At 41.9% G+C, this 18,593-nt stretch carries 17 protein-coding genes; 8 read left to right on the forward strand and 9 right to left on the reverse strand.

Going from position 1 to position 18,593, the window contains the following annotated elements; translation table 11 throughout:
- Window positions 1-124: 124 nt before the first annotated feature.
- From kwaB to P20311_RS15710, 9 genes are all read right to left on the reverse strand, one after another.
- Window positions 125-1,099: an anti-phage protein KwaB gene (gene kwaB, locus P20311_RS15670; protein ID WP_008114677.1), complete on the reverse strand. Its 975-nt coding sequence runs from the start codon at window positions 1,097-1,099 to the stop codon at window positions 125-127.
- Window positions 1,096-1,683, reverse strand: coding sequence for an anti-phage protein KwaA (kwaA, locus tag P20311_RS15675; RefSeq protein ID WP_008114680.1), 588 nt, complete (start codon window positions 1,681-1,683; stop codon window positions 1,096-1,098). Before kwaA ends, kwaB begins: the two co-directional genes overlap by 4 nt.
- 362 nt (window positions 1,684-2,045) lie before the next feature.
- A complete protein-coding gene (locus P20311_RS15680) occupies window positions 2,046-2,816 on the reverse strand; it encodes an SDR family oxidoreductase (protein ID WP_008114682.1) in 771 nt (256 codons plus the stop codon).
- A gap of 9 nt (window positions 2,817-2,825) precedes the next feature.
- Window positions 2,826-3,725: a 3-hydroxyisobutyrate dehydrogenase gene (gene mmsB, locus P20311_RS15685; RefSeq protein WP_008114684.1), complete on the reverse strand. Its 900-nt coding sequence runs from the start codon at window positions 3,723-3,725 to the stop codon at window positions 2,826-2,828.
- Between the two features lie 4 nt (window positions 3,726-3,729).
- The gene (locus P20311_RS15690; RefSeq protein WP_008114686.1) at window positions 3,730-4,887 is read right to left on the reverse strand and encodes an enoyl-CoA hydratase/isomerase family protein; all 1,158 of its coding nucleotides are present in this window, start codon (window positions 4,885-4,887) and stop codon (window positions 3,730-3,732) included.
- Entirely contained in the window at window positions 4,887-5,666 is a 780-nt protein-coding gene (locus tag P20311_RS15695) for an enoyl-CoA hydratase (RefSeq protein ID WP_008114687.1), read from the reverse strand. Before P20311_RS15695 ends, P20311_RS15690 begins: the two co-directional genes overlap by 1 nt.
- A 10-nt stretch (window positions 5,667-5,676) precedes the next feature.
- On the reverse strand, window positions 5,677-6,834 hold the full coding sequence (locus tag P20311_RS15700) for an acyl-CoA dehydrogenase family protein (protein WP_008114688.1): 1,158 nt from the start codon (window positions 6,832-6,834) through the stop codon (window positions 5,677-5,679).
- 119 nt (window positions 6,835-6,953) lie between these two features.
- A complete protein-coding gene (locus tag P20311_RS15705; protein ID WP_008114689.1) occupies window positions 6,954-8,444 on the reverse strand; it encodes a CoA-acylating methylmalonate-semialdehyde dehydrogenase in 1,491 nt (496 codons plus the stop codon).
- 72 nt (window positions 8,445-8,516) lie between these two features.
- Entirely contained in the window at window positions 8,517-9,698 is a 1,182-nt protein-coding gene (locus P20311_RS15710; RefSeq protein ID WP_008114690.1) for a thiolase family protein, read from the reverse strand.
- Window positions 9,699-10,027: 329 nt separating this feature from the next.
- Here P20311_RS15710 and P20311_RS15715 point away from each other — a divergent pair, with 329 nt between their 5' ends.
- The 8 genes from P20311_RS15715 to P20311_RS15750 are packed head-to-tail and all read left to right on the forward strand — an operon-like array spanning window position 10,028 to window position 18,364.
- Complete coding sequence (locus P20311_RS15715; RefSeq protein ID WP_008114692.1) at window positions 10,028-10,462, forward strand: MerR family DNA-binding transcriptional regulator; 435 nt, start codon at window positions 10,028-10,030, stop codon at window positions 10,460-10,462.
- 35 nt (window positions 10,463-10,497) lie between these two features.
- Entirely contained in the window at window positions 10,498-11,673 is a 1,176-nt protein-coding gene (locus P20311_RS15720; protein ID WP_008114693.1) for an isovaleryl-CoA dehydrogenase, read from the forward strand.
- Between the two features lie 9 nt (window positions 11,674-11,682).
- Window positions 11,683-13,290: a carboxyl transferase domain-containing protein gene (locus P20311_RS15725; protein WP_008114695.1), complete on the forward strand. Its 1,608-nt coding sequence runs from the start codon at window positions 11,683-11,685 to the stop codon at window positions 13,288-13,290.
- Between the two features lie 12 nt (window positions 13,291-13,302).
- On the forward strand, window positions 13,303-14,073 hold the full coding sequence (locus P20311_RS15730; RefSeq protein ID WP_008114697.1) for an enoyl-CoA hydratase/isomerase family protein: 771 nt from the start codon (window positions 13,303-13,305) through the stop codon (window positions 14,071-14,073).
- A gap of 8 nt (window positions 14,074-14,081) precedes the next feature.
- Window positions 14,082-16,064 carry an acetyl/propionyl/methylcrotonyl-CoA carboxylase subunit alpha gene (locus P20311_RS15735; protein WP_008114699.1) on the forward strand — a complete coding sequence of 661 codons (1,983 nt, stop codon included), beginning with the start codon at window positions 14,082-14,084 and terminating at the stop codon, window positions 16,062-16,064.
- Between the two features lies 1 nt (window position 16,065).
- Window positions 16,066-16,965, forward strand: a complete 900-nt coding sequence (locus P20311_RS15740) for a hydroxymethylglutaryl-CoA lyase (protein WP_008114701.1) — start codon at window positions 16,066-16,068, stop codon at window positions 16,963-16,965.
- Between the two features lie 28 nt (window positions 16,966-16,993).
- The gene (locus P20311_RS15745) at window positions 16,994-17,692 is read left to right on the forward strand and encodes a CoA transferase subunit A (RefSeq protein WP_008114703.1); all 699 of its coding nucleotides are present in this window, start codon (window positions 16,994-16,996) and stop codon (window positions 17,690-17,692) included.
- A 15-nt stretch (window positions 17,693-17,707) separates the two neighbouring features.
- A complete protein-coding gene (locus P20311_RS15750) occupies window positions 17,708-18,364 on the forward strand; it encodes a 3-oxoacid CoA-transferase subunit B (RefSeq protein ID WP_008114705.1) in 657 nt (218 codons plus the stop codon).
- The last annotated feature ends 229 nt before the right edge of the window (window positions 18,365-18,593 follow it).

The following is an 18,593-nucleotide window of genomic DNA, read 5'->3' on the forward strand; positions in this document are numbered from 1 at the left end:
GAAACCCCGTTTGTTGTATTGCTAACGCCTTGCTAAGCAGCAATAAAATAGCTGGCTAAAATAAGCGAGGGACGAGCAAAAGCCAGCTGTTTTTTGTCCGTTTAAGCAACTTGTTAGAGCACCATTACGCTGCATTTTCAGCAGCTTCTTCAATATTATCTTTTGCAACGCTCTCATAGTATTTCTTCGTTAATTCAGATTGTAAAAAATCGTCGTTTAATAGTTTAAGAAATAAGTTTTGAGACTTTTTAGTTTTTAAATCGAATTGCGAGCCATCGGTACTATATTTAAACTTACCTTTTAATGCTGGGTGAGTATTTGTAAAGGATAGTATTTCACGGTTAGGTATTACTGATAAAACAGGTGATTGGCTAGCCGATTTAACTAACTTTCTTGAAAAGGTTATATCATCAAGACGAGATTCAAACACACCACAATCCATTACTAAATCAGATGATTTAATATTCTCTACACCCTGTGTAGCAATGTTTTTAATGGCATCATGGAAACCGAAAAACCTCTCTAATGCTTTTATATCGAGGATATAATATTTACCATTCAATTTAATAAACTGAAACTTAGGATCAATTTTAAGAATATCTTGATCTAGTTTCTGAAACCTATTTGAGCCTCGCATTTTAGTAAGGCTAAAGCCACTATCTTTTTGTAATAATGTTATTGGGTAGTGATGTTTATAAATGGCAAGTTGAACGTCTTGATTACCAATTAGAATAAGCACACCTTCAAGTTGCTTTAATGAGTCATCACTAAATGAGAAAGGATCAAATTTTTCACTTTCAATTATTTTTTTTAAGTTCGAAAGTTCATCTGGGATATCATCTAAATCATATTCGTATAAAGCATTTTTTCGATCATCTGCACTTGATATTGGAATAAGTGACAGATCATCATTAAGGAGAATATTACTACTCAATGACTCCGTAAACATTTCTGCCAATTTTGTCTGATCTGCTTCATTAATATCAACAGATTTAACACACATGCCTTCATCGCCATCTAAAAGAAAGAAAAATTCAGCAGAACATCCTTTCGCTGTTATAACCGATGAAATTTCTTCCTTTAAGTTTTCAATAGTCATTCGACTTTCCTCGCAAAATATACTTTGTCATCTAAATCTAGGGTTTTTAATTGATCAAGCTCACTCAACCTGTCTTTTGTTATTACAACAATATTTTCTTTTATACCGGTTCTTGTTTTAATCGTAACTTTGTATAACCTAAATCCTAAAACAGCAAGAGTCGGGTTGGCATAAAACTTATCAGTTTTTACATAAATAATACCGATGACAATTAACAAAAACGCTAAAGCTATCAAATATCTTGTACTTGTCAGGTTAAAGCAGATTAAAGGGATTATATAAGTGGTTAGAAATGTAAGGTGCTCGTAATTCAGATCTTCTATATCTACAATTTCAACAGGTAATTTTTTACTACCTGAAACCCTGTAATCAAAGCGGTAATAAAAAATAACCCCAAATAAAACCAACAGCAAAGAAATAGCAGGAACTATGTTCTTTTTAATAACGTCCCAAAACCCTACGAATTGGCAGTTATCACCAAAGCACATAGGAATATCTACTGTGATCACAATGATTAAGAAAAAAAGAAACCAAAGTGACATTATGTATAATTCGAATTTGTCCCAAATTTCACCAAACTTCATATGTTCATCCATGCTTGATTACTGGTGCTCTAACAGGTTATTGAACACCACTTTGGGGAGTTATAGCACCCCAAAACGGCGTATATTACATTGCTCAATAATTCCACTAAATAACTTCAATGTAAACAAGTTATTACGCAAGTTATAAAATTATCGTTGTTAAAATACACCAAAACGACTTTTAATAATGTTATTAGACAAAACACCACTTACTGTTTATATATACAGCACTCCTTTTTAAGTTAAATATCGTTTATGAAATCTCTGTTTCTAACCATGATTAAATTATAACTCTCCGATTTAAAACAAAAAAGCACAGCTCAAAGAGCTGTGCTTTCAATAAGTAAATTAGAGCTGACAAGTTATAAACGTATGCCGCCGTCTATCTCTACTACACGGCCAGTGAAAAAGTCGTTTTCGATAATATACTGAGCAGTATGGGCTATTTCAGCGGTTTCACCTAACCGTCCTACTGGTGTTACAGCAAGCATGCGCTGTTTGGCTTCTGGCTTCATTACATCGGTCATCGCGGTGCTAATAACACCTGGGGCAATGGCGCCAACGCGGATACCAAAGCGGCCAAGCTCTTTAGCCCATGTAGTGGTGAGTGCCACAACACCCGCTTTTGAGGCGGCATAGTTAGTTTGGCCAATATTACCCGCACGCGCTACGCTCGACATATTTACAATTACGCCGCCTTTGCCTGATTCAATCATGTGGCTTGCCGCTTCGCGCCCTGCTAAAAATACGCCTGTTAGGTTAACGTCAATCACTGATTGAAATTGATCAAGCGACATTTTTTTAACCACTTTGCCGTCTTTGGCTTTTATAAACATGCCATCGCGTAAAATGCCGGCGTTATTAATTAATACCCCAATGTGACCAAAGTCACTGTTAATGGTATTAAATACGTCTTCAACTTCGCTCTCAACGGTTACATTAGCGCTGTAGCCTTTAATAGTGCCTGTTACGCCTGCTAATGCAGATAGTTGCTCGGTTGCTTCATTTAATTGGGCTTGCGCCATATCAATTAAGGCAATATTAGCGCCCATTAAGGCAAACTTTTGCGCCATTGCAAAACCTAAGCCTTGTGCGCCACCGGTAATAACTACGGTATTATTTTTTATTTCCACGATACTTTCCTACTTCGAAAACAATTTAAAAATGGCACTAAAATCATCACTGCCTGCACCTTGGTGCTGCATCATAGTGTATAAATTTTTAGCCATTGAGCCCATTGGCGTCAGTGAATTACTTTGTTGCGCTGCTTCCATAGCAAGGCCTAAGTCTTTAGCCATTAAATCGACCATAAAGCCAGGTTTATAGTCGTTACTAGCTGGTGCGGTTTCCATAACACCTGGGCAGGGGTTATAAAGTTCTAACGTCCAGTTACGACCCGAACTTGCGCTCATTATGTCGCTGAGTACTTTTGCGTCGAGGCCGTTATTAATCCCCATTTGAATAGCTTCACTGGTACCCGCCATTAAAATACTCAACAGCATATTGTTACATATTTTAGCAACTTGCCCTGCACCAATATCACCAGCATGGAATATGTTTTTACCCATATCGACTAATACAGAATTCGCTTTATCGAATGCAGTTTGCTCACCACCAACAATAAAGGTCAGCGTTCCTGCCGTTGCCCCTGCTACACCACCCGATACCGGTGCATCAACAAACGCAATGCCTTGCTCGCCAAGGGCATGGCCTACATCACGAGCCGATTGTGCATCTATGGTTGAACAATCAATCACTAAGGTACTTTTACTCAGTACTTTAATTAAACCCGATTGCTCGTCTGTGCCTAAATAAAGTGATTTAACATGTTTGCTTGCCGGTAGCATGCTAATTAGCACATCAGCCTCGTGCGCACAGTCACTTGCGCTTTGCGCCGCACTAGCCCCATGATTCACAAGATCTTTAACGGCCTCTGCACTTAAGTCAAACACGCGCACACTGTGGCCAGCTTTAACTAAGTTTGCTGCCATTGGGCCGCCCATGTTTCCTAAACCAATAAATCCTATATTAAGTTTACTCATCGCTTTACCCTTGTAAATTTAGTTGTGAAAAGTACGGCTCTAGCGGATGTTGCTCGCCAAAGCGATTTACAAAAAAGCTCTCTACTACTTCGCTTGGCACATTAGCTAAGGTTTTAAACTGCCACTGTGGCGTACCGTCTTTATCGATTAGTAAGGCTCGTACACCTTCTTGAAACTCGCCCACTTCGCCAGCACGAACCGACATACCTAATTCCATTTTAAAACACTCAGCTAAGTTTTTGCCTTTGCTGTGTTTAAGCTGCTCACTCACTAAAGCACAACTTAATGGACAACCATGCGCCAACGATTTTTGTGCACGTTGTAGCCATTTGTCATCTGTGGTTAGATTTAAAATGTAATCGACCTGCTGCTGTAACGTGTCAAACTCGCCTAACTTTTGAATTAGCGATAAGTTTGCTTTTAAATTACCTCTTGGCATACGGCTAGAGTTGTTATCTAACTCAATAAGCAAGTTACTTAGCTTGTCGTGGTTTAAACTTGCTGTTTTACCCCATTTAGTATTGAGTAACGTTTCAACAAGCTCTGGGTATTTATCGGCATTTATAAAGTGATCGGCAAGCGATACAAGCTTAGCGTCTTCACAATTTATAGATGCTGAGGTCAGCCCTAAAAACAAACCAACATGGGCGGGCATTTTATGTAAAAAATAACTGCCACCTACATCAGGGTAAAGCCCAATGGTTTGCTCTGGCATGGCAATGCGTGATGTTTCGGTAACAACACGATGACTGGCACCGGCCATTAAACCTAAACCGCCGCCCATTACAATACCGTTACCCCAGACTAAAATGGGTTTGTTATAGCAATGTATAAGGTAATCGAGTTGATACTCTTGAGTAAAAAACTCTTCAACCAGTGAGCTCGGTTTACCCTCACTCATTGCTTTGTGTAAGCTCACTACATCGCCACCGGCACAAAATGCTTTTTCACCAGCACCTTTAAGAACCACTAATGCAATGTTATCGTCTTTGTCCCATTGCTGTAGTTGTGGCTCAAGTAAGCTGATCATCTCAAAATTTAACGCGTTTAATGACTTCGGCGCGTTAAGCGTAGCAAAACCAATGAGTCGGCCATTGTCTGTGGTTGCCGTTTCGAATACCACGGCAGCATCAGCTGAATTTAAACGGGTTAATTCACTCATTAGCCATTCACCCAATTAGCTTTGCGTTTTTCTAAAAAGGCGTTCACGCCCTCTTGCTGATCTTCGGTATCAAATAAACCAACAAACAGCTCTCGCTCCAGTGGCAATGCATTCGCCATTGGTTGATGACGCCCTTTTTGAATCAATGTTTTACATGCAGCAACCGACGATGGGCTTTGCTCTGCCACTTGGTTAGCTAGTTTTAGTGCTGCTGCAAAGCTTTCACCTTGTGCAACCACTTCTTCCACTAAGCCAATTTGTAGGGCTTTATCGGCTTTTAAGCGCTCACCGCATAAAATCATGCGTTTTGCCCAGCCTTCACCCACTAGCCATGCTAAGTTTTGCGTTCCACCAGCACAGGGTAATAAACCCACTTTTGCTTCAGGCAATGCCATTTGTGCTTGCTCTTCTGCAATACGAATGTCGCAAGCAAGCGCTACTTCAAGCCCGCCACCCATTGCATAGCCATTAATGGCTGCAACCGACACGCCTCTAAAATTAGTTAACGCTTCAAACGCTTCACCAAATACACATGACATATCTGCAGCTACACCTTTATCGCCACCTGCAAATACATTTAGGTCGGCACCGGCGCTAAAAAACTTTTCGCCTTCACCAGTCAGTACTAATGCATAAATATTTTTATTGGTGTTGAGCTGATTAACTGTGTCTTTAAGCGCTACTAAGGTGTCTTTCGTCCAGGTATTCGCTGGCGGATTCGACATAGTTAAAATAGCTACATGGCCTTCAATAGTTAACTCAATGCTAGGATTTGACATACTAATCTCCTTATAAAACTTCGCTGGCTGATTCGGCTAAGATACGACGCGCAATAATCACGCGCATAATTTCGTTAGTGCCTTCTAAAATTTGATGAACACGTACATCGCGTACGTGGCGTTCAAGTGGGTACTCTTTAATGTAACCGTAGCCCCCATGAATTTGCAGCGCATCGTTACACACAGTAAAACCAACATCGGTTGCAAAGCGTTTAGCCATAGCACAATAAGTAGTTTTTTCACTGTCGTTAGTATCAAGTTTAAACGCCGCGAGTCGTACCATTTGGCGCGCTGCTACAAGCTCGGTATTCATATCGGCAATTTTAAATTGTAGCGCTTGAAACGCAGCCAATGGCTTACCAAATTGGGTACGCTCTTTTAAATACTCACGTGCGGTATTAAGTGCAGCTTGTGCAGTACCAATAGAGCAAGTTGCAATATTAATACGGCCGCCATCTAAACCTTGCATGGCAAACTTAAAGCCTTCGCCCTCAGCGCCTAACAAGTTTGCTGCTGGAATTCGTACATCTTCAAAACTGATTAAGCGTGTTGGCTGGGCATTCCAACCCATTTTTTCTTCTGCTTTGCCGTACTCAATACCTTTGGCATCTGCTGGTACAACAAACGCTGAAATGCCACTTGGGCCATCAGCCCCAGTACGAGCCATTACTACTAAAATTTCTGTTTCACCGGCGCCTGAAATAAACATTTTTGAGCCGTTAATAACATACTCATCACCATCACGAACTGCTTTAGTTTTTAATGACGCAGCATCAGAGCCAGAGCCTGGCTCAGTTAAACAGTACGATGCCAGTAATTCACCCATTACCAATTGCTCAACGTATTTGTCTTTTACCGCATCGGTGCCAAAGCTTGCGATCATCCAGGTTGCCATATTATGAATGGTCAGCATAGCCGTAGTTGCTGTACAACCCAGTGCAAGTTGCTCAAAAATAATGCTTGAATCTAAACGAGATAAACCTAAGCCACCGGCTTCTTCAGGCGTGTATAAGCCACAAAAACCAAGCTCACCAGCGGCTTTTATTGTGTCTTTTGGGAAAATATGTTCGCGATCCCACTTAGCTGCATGTGGTGCTAGTTCAGATTCTGCGAATTGGCGCGCCGTTTGCGCAAAAGCTTGTTGATCTTCAGATAAGTTAAAGTCCATGGTAGACCTCTTGTTGTGTTTTGTTTGTTGTCGGTGCATCCCATCAAGGGAGTTATTAGTGAGGAGCGACAACATTATGTGTTGTGCCCCTCTTTTTTATTGATTATGCGGTTAAACTGTTACTTAAGATTAATACTCATATTTGGACCTGAAGCGATATCATCTTCAAACCAGCGAGAAGTAATGGTTTTGGTTTCTGTGTAAAAACGAATACCTTGTTTACCATACGTGTGTGTATCGCCGTAGAATGAGCCTTTCCAACCCGTAAACGAGAAAAATGGTAAAGGCACAGGAATTGGCACATTAATACCCACTTGGCCTACTTCAATTTCGTGTTGGAATTTACGTGCAGCCGCACCACTTGAGGTAAATAATGAAGTACCGTTGCCGTAAGGGCTTTCGTTAATAAGCGCAATGGCTTCTTCAAGGGTATCAACAAACATACACGCCAATACAGGGCCAAAAATCTCTTCTTTGTACAAGTTCATATCTTTGGTTACATCAGTAAATAACGTAGGACCTACCCAGTTACCTTGCTCGTAACCTTCAACGCTAAAGTCAGAGCCATCAATTAAACAGGTAGCTCCTTGTGCTTTACCATCAGCAATCAGTGATAAAATACGTGCTTTTGCAGCAGGTGATGTTTGTGGGCCATAAGCCGCGTCTGCATCATCCCAAACACCTGGGCGTACACCTTCAAAGCCTGCTTTAATTTCATCAACCCAGTCTTTTGCTTGACCAACAAATACCGCCACAGAGATACCCATACAGCGCTGACCTGCCGCACCTACAGAGGCACCCACAAGGTTATTAACAACATGCGATTTACTCGCATCAGGCATAATTACCATGTGGTTTTTAGCGCCAACACACGCTTGAACACGTTTTAAGTTTTGTGTGCCTTTAGAGTAAATGTATGCACCTACACCACATGAACCCACAAATGAGATAGCACGTACGGCTTTGTCTTCTAATAAGCGGTCTACTTGTGGTTTAGTACCGTGCACAACTTGTAACACACCTTTTGGTGCACCAGCTTCAATAAATAGCTCAGCTAAGCGCATAGGAGTAAGCGGATCTTGCTCAGACGGTTTTAAAATAAAGGTGTTACCACACACAATTGCCAGTGGGAACATCCACAATGGGATCATTGCCGGAAAGTTAAATGGCGTAATACCTGCACACACACCCAGTGGTTGCATGTAAGAATACGTATCAATTTTGCGTGCTACGTTTTCCATGGTTTCACCCATCATTAACGACGGCGCATTAGCAGCTTGTTCAACTACCTCAATACCACGCCACACATCACCTTTTGCATCTTCAAACGTTTTGCCTAGCTCATGACAAATAATAGTGGCTAGTTCATCATGGTTTTCTTTTAATAGCGCCGCGTATTTCATCATAATGCGCGCACGCTCTGTAATAGGCACATCTTTCCATGTTTTAAATGTTTCGCTTGCTGATGCAATCGCCGCATCCATCTCTGCGTCTGTAGCGCATGGCGCTTGCGCGAGCACTTCTTGATTAGCTGGGTTTACAACATCAATTAATTCATTTGACGTTGACTGAACGAACTCGCCGTTAATTAGTAAAGGTACTTGGTGCATAATAAATCCTATTGAGTCAATTTAATTGCCGCAGCGCTGTGATTGTTATAGTTGCTGCGGCTTTGTTATCAGTTAAAGTGCTTCGACTGCCATAGCAACGGCTTCACCGCCACCTATACACAAAGACGCAACGCCTTTTTTGAGGCCTCGGTTTTTAAGCGCATGAATAAGTGTTACTAAAATACGTGCGCCACTAGCACCAATTGGGTGGCCTAGTGCACACGCACCACCATTAACGTTTACTTTGCTTTCATCGAGCTTTAATTCGTTAATAGCCAGCATAGTGACCATGGCAAACGCTTCATTAATTTCCCATAAATCAACATCGGCGGTTGTCCAGCCAGCTTTTTCAAGAACGCTGTTCATTGCGCCCACTGGAGCTACGGTAAATTCACTTGGTTTTTGAGAGTGAGTACTGTGAGCAACAATTCTACAAAGTGGCGTTAAACCCTCAGCTTTTGCTTTTGATTCGCTCATTAGTATTAGCGCAGCACCACCATCTGAAATAGACGATGAATTAGCGGCAGTAATAGTGCCGTCTTTTTTAAATGCAGCTCTTAAGCTTGGAATTTTTTCAGGGCGTGCGTTGCCAGGTTGCTCATCAATTGAAACAGTGACATCGCCTTTACGCGTTTTAATAGTGTGCGGAGTGATCTCGTTATCAAACCACCCATTCTCTATGGCTGCGTTTGCTTTACTTAATGAACCCAGTGCAAACGTATCCATTTGCTCACGACCAATACCATATTCATCGGCTGTGTCTTGAGCAAAGCAACCCATTGCTTTATTGTCGTAGGCGTCTTCTAGGCCATCACTCATCATGTGATCTTTGATTTCGCCATGGCCCATACGCATACCGCCACGGGCTTTAGGAATAAAGTAAGGTGCATTGGTCATGCTTTCCATACCACCAGCGATTGCTGATTCAATAGAACCTGCTTTAATAAGGTCATTCGCTAACATCGCGGCTTTTAATCCAGAGCCACATACTTTATTAATAGTGGTAGCGCCGGTGCTTAGTGCAAGCCCCGCTTTAAGCATTGCTTGACGCGAAGGTGCTTGGCCTAAACCGGCTGGCAATACGCAGCCCATAATTACTTCATCAATTGCATCATTGCTTAAACCCGTTTGAGCAAGTGCACCTGCAATGGCCGTAGCACCTAATTCGGTAGACTGCGCATCACTTAGTGCGCCCATAAATCCACCCATTGGGGTGCGTTTTGCTGCTACAATTACAACGCTTTCGAAAGACATAAAAGGCTCCATTTTCAATTAACGCAAACATGTTTTATTATGTTTAGCTTAATGTTTAAACTAATCTGATAAATACGAGCATACATAAAATTTACGTTTACGCCAACGTAAATCTAAAATCAACTTTCTAATTAGTGTAAAAACTGTAAAGTTAGCTTGCTAAAAAATTATTACATACTGTCTAACTGGCTTATAACGTTTATAAACACTCAACTTCTGCTGTATTTCCGCTTTTATTTTATACGTCTAAAGTATAACAACCAGATCGCACTTTACCTTTACGTAAACTTCACTTATATTGGAGTTATTCGAATGAGGTAAACATTACAATGAAATCAGATAATCAAACAAACTTTGCAAATTCAGCCAACGAGCCGGCTAAAAACGAACAAACTTTTAGCATTAGTGAATTGGCTAAAGAATTTGATATTACCACCCGCTCTATCCGTTTCTACGAAGACCAAGGGTTAATATCGCCAGAGCGCAATGGCCAAACACGTATTTACTCAAAGCGCGACAAGGTTCGCCTAAAGCTAATACTGCGCGGCAAGCGTTTAGGTTTCACCTTAGCTGAAACTGGTCGTTTGTTTGAACTGTACGATGCTGATAAATCAAGTGCAAAACAGTTAGTCACCATGCTTGACCTTATCAGTGAGAAAAAAGCCGATCTTTCACAACAGATGGATGACATTAAAGTGGTTCTTATGGAACTGGTCACCGCTGAACGTCGCTGTCGCGACACGCTTAGCAAAATAGATGAATAAAATATAACAACGTCATCAACACACAGGAATTAATCATGAGCACTATTTCACTATATAAAGAAATGAACTTTGGCCTTGGCGAAACTGCAGATATGATCCGCAGTCACGTAAACAGCTTTGCCAGTCAAGAAATTGCCCCACTAGCTGAAAAAACTGACCTTGATAATGCGTTCCCCAATGAACTTTGGCCGCAAATGGGTGAAATGGGCGTGCTTGGCATGACCGTGGATGAAGAATTTGGTGGTGCTGGCTTAGGCTATTTAGAGCACGTTATTGCCATGGAAGAAATTAGCCGTGCAAGTGCCTCTATTGGTTTAAGTTACGGTGCGCATTCAAACCTGTGTGTTAATCAAATAAACCGTAATGGTTCACAAGCACAAAAAGAAAAATACTTACCTAAACTTATTAGTGGTGAGCACATTGGTGCACTGGCGATGAGTGAACCTAACGCGGGCTCTGATGTTGTTTCTATGAAACTTAAAGCAGAGAAAAAAGGCGATAAGTACATTTTAAATGGTAATAAAATGTGGATCACTAATGGCCCTGACGCAGATACGTTGGTAATTTATGCAAAAACAGATTTAAACGCTGGTGCTAAAGGGATTACAGCCTTTATTGTAGAAAAAACATTCCCTGGTTTTTCAACCGCACAAAAGCTCGACAAGCTCGGCATGCGTGGTTCAAATACCTGTGAATTGGTATTTGAAAACTGTGAAGTACCCGAAGAAAATATTTTAGGTAACTTAAACGAAGGCGTTAAGGTACTTATGAGTGGCCTTGATTATGAGCGTGTTGTTTTAGCGGCCGGCCCACTTGGCATAATGCAAGCGTGTATGGATATTGTGGTGCCTTACATCCATGAGCGTAAGCAATTTGACAGCCCTATTGGTCAATTTCAGTTAATACAAGGCAAAATTGCTGATATGTATACACAAATGAATGCAGCTCGCTCATATGTGTACACAGTAGCAAAAGCATGTGATCGCGGCGAAACCACCCGTAAAGACGCTGCTGGCGCAATTTTATACGCTGCTGAGCTTGCAACTAAAATGGCATTAGACGCAATTCAGATTTTAGGCGGCAATGGTTATATAAATGAATACGCAACAGGTCGTTTACTGCGTGATGCGAAATTGTATGAAATTGGTGCAGGCACCTCAGAAATACGCCGTATGTTAATTGGTCGCGAATTATTCACTGAAAGCCGCTAAGGATTAGTTATGACGATTTTAAAATCGAGCGTTAATCCGCATGATCCAAATTTTGTGCAAAATCACAACAACATGTCGGCGCTAGTGGATGATTTACGCAGTAAAGCAGCAACAATACGTTTAGGCGGTGGTGCTGCTTTAAAAGAGCGCCATGAAGGCCGCGGTAAATTGTTTGTCCGTGACCGTATTACCACTTTGCTAGATGAAGGCTCGCCATTTTTAGAAATATCGCAATTTGCTGCCTTTGGCGTTTATGAACAAGATATTCCTTGTGCCGGTGTGGTTGCAGGTATTGGTCGCGTTAAAGGCGTTGAATGTATGGTGATTGCTAATGATGCGACAGTAAAAGGCGGCACCTATTTCCCGCTGACTGTTAAAAAGCATTTACGCGCACAAGACATCGCCGAACGTTGTCATTTACCGTGTATTTATTTAGTTGACTCAGGTGGCGCAAACTTACCTGAGCAAGACGACGTATTCCCTGACAAACTGCATTTTGGTCGTATTTTTTATAACCAAGCGCGTATGTCGGGTAAAGGCATTCCACAAATTGCTGTGGTTATGGGGTTATGTACTGCAGGTGGTGCGTATGTTCCTGCTATGGCCGATGAAAGTATTATTGTAAAAGAGCAAGGCACTATCTTTTTAGCTGGTCCGCCACTAGTAAAAGCTGCCACCGGTGAAGTAGTTACTGCAGAAGAGCTTGGTGGCGCCGATGTACACTGTAAAACATCAGGTGTGGCCGATCATTACGCTGAAAACGATGCTCATGCCTTGTCGATTGCTCGCCAGTGTATTGAACGAATTAACTATTCGCGCCCTACCTCACCATTACTCGAAGAAGTAAAAGCCCCTCGTTATGATATTAACGAACTTTACGGCATTGTCGGTACTGATCTTAAAAAGCCATTTGATATCCGTGAGGTCATTGCCCGTACTGTCGATGACTCATCGTTTGATGAATTTAAACGCTACTTTGGTGAAACACTGGTAACAGGTTTTGCCAGCATTTATGGTCATCCCGTAGGCATAGTGGCCAACAACGGTATTTTATTTAGTGAGTCAGCGCAAAAAGGCGCACACTTTATTCAACTGTGTGCTCAGCGCAACATTCCCCTGGTATTTTTACAAAACATCACTGGCTTTATGGTCGGTAAAAAATACGAGTCTGAAGGCATTGCTAAGCACGGGGCTAAAATGGTAATGGCGGTATCGTGTGCCGATGTACCCAAATTTACTATTTTAATCGGTGGCTCATACGGTGCAGGTAACTATGGTATGTGTGGCCGAGCGTTTGAACCGACCATGATGTGGATGTGGCCAAATGCCCGTATTTCGGTTATGGGTGGCGAACAAGCCGCTGGTGTAATGGCGCAAGTAAAACAAGATGGTCTCGCCCGCAAAGGCGAAAGCATGAGCGAGCAACAAATTAGCGATTTTAAAAAGCCAATCATCGATCAATACGAACAGCAAGGTCACCCTTATTATGCCAGTGCCCGTTTATGGGATGATGGCATTATTGACCCGGCCGATACACGCAATGTTCTTGGGCTTGCACTTAGCGCAGCTAAAAATGCCCCTGAGCGTGAATCGAAATTTGGCGTATTTAGAATGTAATGGGAGCTTAAAATGTCAGTAACACTACAAATAACAAAATCTAATGTGGCTGTACTTGTTTTAAGTCGCCCAGAAAAACGTAATGCCTTTAATAGCGACGTTATCCATGAGCTCATTCAATGTATTGAACATGCTAATACCCTCGATATTCGTGCCCTTGTATTAAAAACTGAGGGTAAACACTTTTCAGCCGGTGCCGATTTAGCCTGGATGAAATCGATGGCAGATAACAACTATAACGATAATTTGGCCGATTCAATGCAGCTGGCTAAGTTAATGCAAGTATTAGCACAAAGCCCACACCCTACAATTTGTGCGGTACAAGGCGCAGCATTTGGTGGCGCATTGGGATTAATTGCTTGCTGTGATATTGCGCTCAGTAAAGACGACGCTCAATTTTGTTTAAGTGAAGTTAAATTAGGTTTAATTCCTGCTGTGATCAGCCCTTATGTAATAAAAGCTATTGGTGAACGCGCTGCTCGTCGTTATTTTTTAACGGCTGAAGTATTTGATGCGCATACGGCCAAGCAGTTGGGGCTAATTCATCAAATTACGGGAAATTTAGACTGTGCACTGGATAACCTACTACAAACGCTGATAGATAATGGCCCGGTAGCGGTTAAAGCAGCTAAAGCGCTTATTAATGATGTGGCAAACAAAGAAATCGATAACGAAATAATTGCGCTCACTGCAGAACGTATAGCCAAAATTCGTGTATCAGACGAAGGTCAAGAAGGTCTAACTGCCTTTTTTGAAAAACGCCCTCCCCAATGGCAACTCTAGGACGCATTATGAACACAGTACACTTACAAAAAATTCTGATTGCTAATCGCGGAGAGATTGCTTGTCGTATTATGCGAACAGCAAAGCAAATGGGCTTGACCACGGTTGCGGTTTATTCAGATGCAGATAAAAACGCTCAACATGTAAAAATGGCTGATGAAGCCTATCATATTGGTGCAGCGCCGAGTAAAGACTCATACCTAGTTGCAGATAAAATACTTAACGTTGCCAAAATGAGTGGTGCTGATTGTATTCACCCGGGCTATGGATTTTTATCTGAAAACAGCGAATTTGCAAATGTTTGTGAAGCTAATAACATTGCCTTTATTGGGCCACCAGCAAGCAGCATAGAAGCTATGGGCTCTAAAACCCGTGCAAAAGAAATTATGGCAGCCGCTAATGTTCCTTTGGTGCCAGGTTATTATGGCGATAAACAAGACCCTAGCTTTTTACAAGCTGAGGCTGAAAAAATTGGCTACCCTGTGCTTATCAAAGCGGCCTTTGGTGGCGGTGGTAAGGGCATGCGTATAGTTTCAAAAGCCAGTGAGTTTATAAGCGCATTAGAAGGTGCTAAACGTGAAGCTACTGCCGGTTTTGGTAATGATCTGGTTTTGCTTGAGCGTTATGTTGACCAACCACGCCATGTTGAAGTACAAGTATTTGCTGATAACTATGGCAACTGTGTGTATTTAGGTGATCGTGATTGTTCATTGCAGCGTCGGCATCAAAAAGTGATTGAAGAAGCGCCTGCCCCCGGTTTATCAGACTCATTGCGAAAAGAAATGGGCGAAGCCGCGGTAAGATGTGCCCTAGCAATTAACTACCGAGGCGCTGGCACTGTGGAATTTTTACTCTGTGGTGATGAGTTCTTTTTCATGGAAATGAATACTCGCTTGCAAGTAGAGCACCCAGTGAGTGAAATGGTCACAGGCGTTGATTTAGTTAATTGGCAAATTAATGTAGCCAGTGGTTTAGCGTTACCTTTAGCGCAAGCAGATATTCAGCTACAAGGACACAGTTTTGAAGCACGTATTTACGCTGAAGATCCAAGTAATGACTTTATTCCGTGCTCTGGCACTATTGAGGCACTATATACGCCCGCTAACAGTGAATATGTACGTATTGATACTGGTATTGCCCAAGGTGATGAAATAAGCCCGTATTACGATCCAATGATTGCCAAACTTATTGTTCATGATGATAACCGAGACCAAGCACTTTCGCGTTTACAACAAGCATTAACACAATTTCATTTAGCCGGATTTAGCACTAATATCAGCTTTTTATATAATTTAGCGATTCATCCACGCTTTAAACAAGGTGCTCCAAGCACCCACTTTATTGCAGAGCAAGGTGAAGCGTTAGTTACTATTGACCCGTCTTTATTACAAACTAGCCGCTTAATTGCAGGTTTTGCGTATTTAGCATCACTTGGCTGTAACACACGTAGTGCAAATCCTTGGCAACAATTGCATGGGTTTAGTTTAAATGCGCCGCAACACATTAGCATTCCATTTAGCGATACGCCTGTAAGCGCAATAAAAACCGCGCAAGGCTACAGCATGTCCATTAATGACAATACCTTTGAAGTACAAGGTGAGTTAGCTGATGGTTACTGCAGCGTATTTATTAATGGTGCCAAGCACACCGCGCATGTAAGCCTCGTTGATAACGCCATTACGGTAATGAACCAAGCACTGCAAACTAAGTTTGAATGTGTTGATAAACATTTCATCAGCTCACATGAAAATGAGGCATTACCCCTTGCTGCGCCGCTTAATGGTACTGTAGTTAAACACTTGTTAGAGGTGGGAAGTACCATCACTAAAGGCGATGCTGTGGTTATTATTGAAGCGATGAAAATGGAATACACACTTAATGCCCCACATGATGGCGTACTTAAAAGCTACTGCTTTGCTGAAGGTGAACTGGTAAGCCATGGCGCATTACTGGCCATTGTTGAGGACACAACTGCAGAGGAACCCGCTTAATATGAGTTCATTATTACCTAAAGCAGTGCGAATTGTTGAAGTGGGCGCCAGAGATGGACTTCAAAATGAAGCCGCTGTAGAAACTGCTGATAAAATAACGCTTATTAACGCACTCGCCGCTGCAGGCATAAAAGACATAGAAGCCGGTGCGTTTGTCTCACCTAAATGGGTGCCACAAATGGCAGACTCTAGTGAAGTAATCAGCGCACTTAATTTACCTGAGGTTAATCTCAGTGCCCTTACCCCTAATTTAAAAGGGGCAGAGGCAGCAGATGCTGTAGGTATTAAAGAATTTGCAATATTTACCGCAGCGAGCGAAGCATTTTGCCAAAAAAATATTAATTGCTCTATTGAGCAAAGTTTGGCGCGTTTTAGTGAAGTTATGGCTTTTGCAAAGGCGCATAACATTCGCGTACGCGGTTATGTAAGTTGTGTGTTAGGTTGCCCGTATGAGGGAGATGTTGACCCTCATACTGTACTGGCTGTTGCTGCTAAACTCTTAAAAATGGGCTGTTATGAAATTAGCCTAGGTGACACCATAGGTGTTGGCACACCCGCTAAAGTAATAGAGCTACTTACATTGCTACTTAAACATATTGATAAATCTAAACTTGCTGTACATTTTCACGACACATACGGGCAAGCGCTCACAAATATTTACGCTGCGCTAAACCTTGGTATAGCAACGGTTGACAGTGCTGTTGCCGGCCTTGGTGGCTGCCCATATGCCAAAGGCGCGTCAGGAAATGTTGCCACCGAAGATGTTGTATACTTACTGCAAGGACTTGGCATTGAGCATGGAATTGATTTACAAAGGCTTGCTGAGGCAGGTTGGCAAATTACGAGTGCACTGAACAAACAACCTGCTAGCAAGGTTTCTGCAGCATTACACGCACAATAATTAAATAGCACAGAATGAGGAGTGACTCATGGCCGGTTTTGATAAAGTAGTTTCTAGTTATGAAGCTGCAATGGAAGGTTTAAAAGACGGCGATACAATAATAGCCGGTGGTTTTGGCTTATGTGGTATCCCTGAGGGTCTAATTGCCCAAATTAAAAAAATGCAAACTAAAGAGTTAACCGTTGTTTCCAATAACTGTGGTGTTGATGACTTTGGTTTAGGGCTGTTACTGCACGACAAGCAAATTAAAAAAGTGGTCGCCTCATACGTTGGCGAAAATGCCTTGTTTGAACAGCAGCTACTAAGTGGCGAGATTGATGTAGAACTTACGCCACAAGGTACTCTTGCTGAAAAAATGCGTGCTGGTGGTGCAGGAATACCTGCTTTTTACACAGCCACAGGTTACGGCACACCGGTTGCTGAGGGTAAAGAAGTAAAAGAGTTTAATGGTCGCCCTTATATTTTAGAAGAGTCAATTACCGGTGAATTCGCTATTGTAAAAGCATGGAAAGCGGATCGCTACGGCAACTTAGTATTTCGTCATACAGCCATGAACTTCAATCCAATGGCGGCTACTGCGGGTAAAATTACCGTTGCAGAAGTAGAGGAAATTGTTGAGCCAGGCGAACTTGAGCCAAGCCAAATACATACGCCAGGAATTTTTGTTAACCGCGTTATAAAAGGTAACTTTGAAAAACGCATTGAACGTGTTACCACACGAGATTAAGCAGGAGCACTAACAATGGCATTATCACGTGAACAAGTCGCAATGCGCGTAGCTCAAGAGTTACAAGATGGGTTTTATGTTAATTTGGGCATTGGTATTCCGACACTCGTCGCAAACTATGTACCCGATGGCATAGAAGTTATGCTACAGTCCGAAAATGGTCTTTTAGGCATGGGCGAATACCCTACTAAAGCCACTGTTGATGCGGATATGATCAACGCGGGTAAAGAAACCGTGACGGCAGCTACCGGTGCAGCTATATTTAATAGTGCAGATAGTTTTGCCATGATACGGGGTGGTCATGTAGACTTAACCGTTCTGGGCGCGTTTGAGGTAGACCAAAACGGTTCTATAGCCTCATGGATGATCCCTAAAAAATTAATTAAAGGCATGGGCGGAGCGATGGATTTAGTCGCAGGTGCAAAAAACATTATTGTTACCATGACCCATGCCAGTAAACACGGCGACTCTAAGTTATTAGAAAGCTGTACGTTACCGCTAACGGGCGTTAACTGTGTTAAAAAAATAGTTACTGATTTAGCCGTTCTAGAAGTAAAAGACGGCGCATTTCATTTACTAGAACGCGCACCAGGCGTATCAGTTGATGAAATTATTAGCAAAACGGCAGGTAAATTGCTAGTTAATGGTGATATTCCTGAGATGGTGTTTTAAACCACTCATAATTTCACTCTGTACCGACCTCATTCCCAGTGCCAATGGCGCTGAGTTACCCAAAATCCCTCGTAAGAGGGATTTTTTTTGTCTATATTTTAGTTTTTGCACTATAGTGACAATTTAACGCACCACTTAGGTGAATTCGACCTAATAAAATAAATAAATTGCTGATATAGTTAGTTTTTATTTTTGGTTTAATTATTGCCTATTACTAGGCGATTGAAAT

Source organism: Pseudoalteromonas sp. BSi20311 (assembly GCF_000239875.1).
Taxonomy (GTDB): Bacteria; Pseudomonadota; Gammaproteobacteria; order Enterobacterales; family Alteromonadaceae; genus Pseudoalteromonas.

Excerpts from the sequence above, each read along its gene's own strand:
- P20311_RS15730 (WP_008114697.1), top strand. The coding sequence starts at position 13,303 with ATGTCAGTAACACTACAAATAACAAAATCTAATGTGGCTGTACTTGTT.
- P20311_RS15715 (WP_008114692.1), top strand. The coding sequence starts at position 10,028 with ATGAAATCAGATAATCAAACAAACTTTGCAAATTCAGCCAACGAGCCG.
- P20311_RS15695 (WP_008114687.1), bottom strand. The coding sequence starts at position 5,666 with ATGTCAAATCCTAGCATTGAGTTAACTATTGAAGGCCATGTAGCTATT.
- P20311_RS15710 (WP_008114690.1), bottom strand. The coding sequence starts at position 9,698 with ATGTCTTTCGAAAGCGTTGTAATTGTAGCAGCAAAACGCACCCCAATG.
- P20311_RS15745 (WP_008114703.1), top strand. The coding sequence starts at position 16,994 with ATGGCCGGTTTTGATAAAGTAGTTTCTAGTTATGAAGCTGCAATGGAA.
- P20311_RS15690 (WP_008114686.1), bottom strand. The coding sequence starts at position 4,887 with ATGAGTGAATTAACCCGTTTAAATTCAGCTGATGCTGCCGTGGTATTC.
- P20311_RS15750 (WP_008114705.1), top strand. The coding sequence starts at position 17,708 with ATGGCATTATCACGTGAACAAGTCGCAATGCGCGTAGCTCAAGAGTTA.
- mmsB (WP_008114684.1), bottom strand. The coding sequence starts at position 3,725 with ATGAGTAAACTTAATATAGGATTTATTGGTTTAGGAAACATGGGCGGC.
- P20311_RS15740 (WP_008114701.1), top strand. The coding sequence starts at position 16,066 with ATGAGTTCATTATTACCTAAAGCAGTGCGAATTGTTGAAGTGGGCGCC.
- P20311_RS15700 (WP_008114688.1), bottom strand. The coding sequence starts at position 6,834 with ATGGACTTTAACTTATCTGAAGATCAACAAGCTTTTGCGCAAACGGCG.
- P20311_RS15705 (WP_008114689.1), bottom strand. The coding sequence starts at position 8,444 with ATGCACCAAGTACCTTTACTAATTAACGGCGAGTTCGTTCAGTCAACG.
- kwaA (WP_008114680.1), bottom strand. The coding sequence starts at position 1,683 with ATGAAGTTTGGTGAAATTTGGGACAAATTCGAATTATACATAATGTCA.
- kwaB (WP_008114677.1), bottom strand. The coding sequence starts at position 1,099 with ATGACTATTGAAAACTTAAAGGAAGAAATTTCATCGGTTATAACAGCG.
- P20311_RS15735 (WP_008114699.1), top strand. The coding sequence starts at position 14,082 with ATGAACACAGTACACTTACAAAAAATTCTGATTGCTAATCGCGGAGAG.
- P20311_RS15720 (WP_008114693.1), top strand. The coding sequence starts at position 10,498 with ATGAGCACTATTTCACTATATAAAGAAATGAACTTTGGCCTTGGCGAA.
- P20311_RS15725 (WP_008114695.1), top strand. The coding sequence starts at position 11,683 with ATGACGATTTTAAAATCGAGCGTTAATCCGCATGATCCAAATTTTGTG.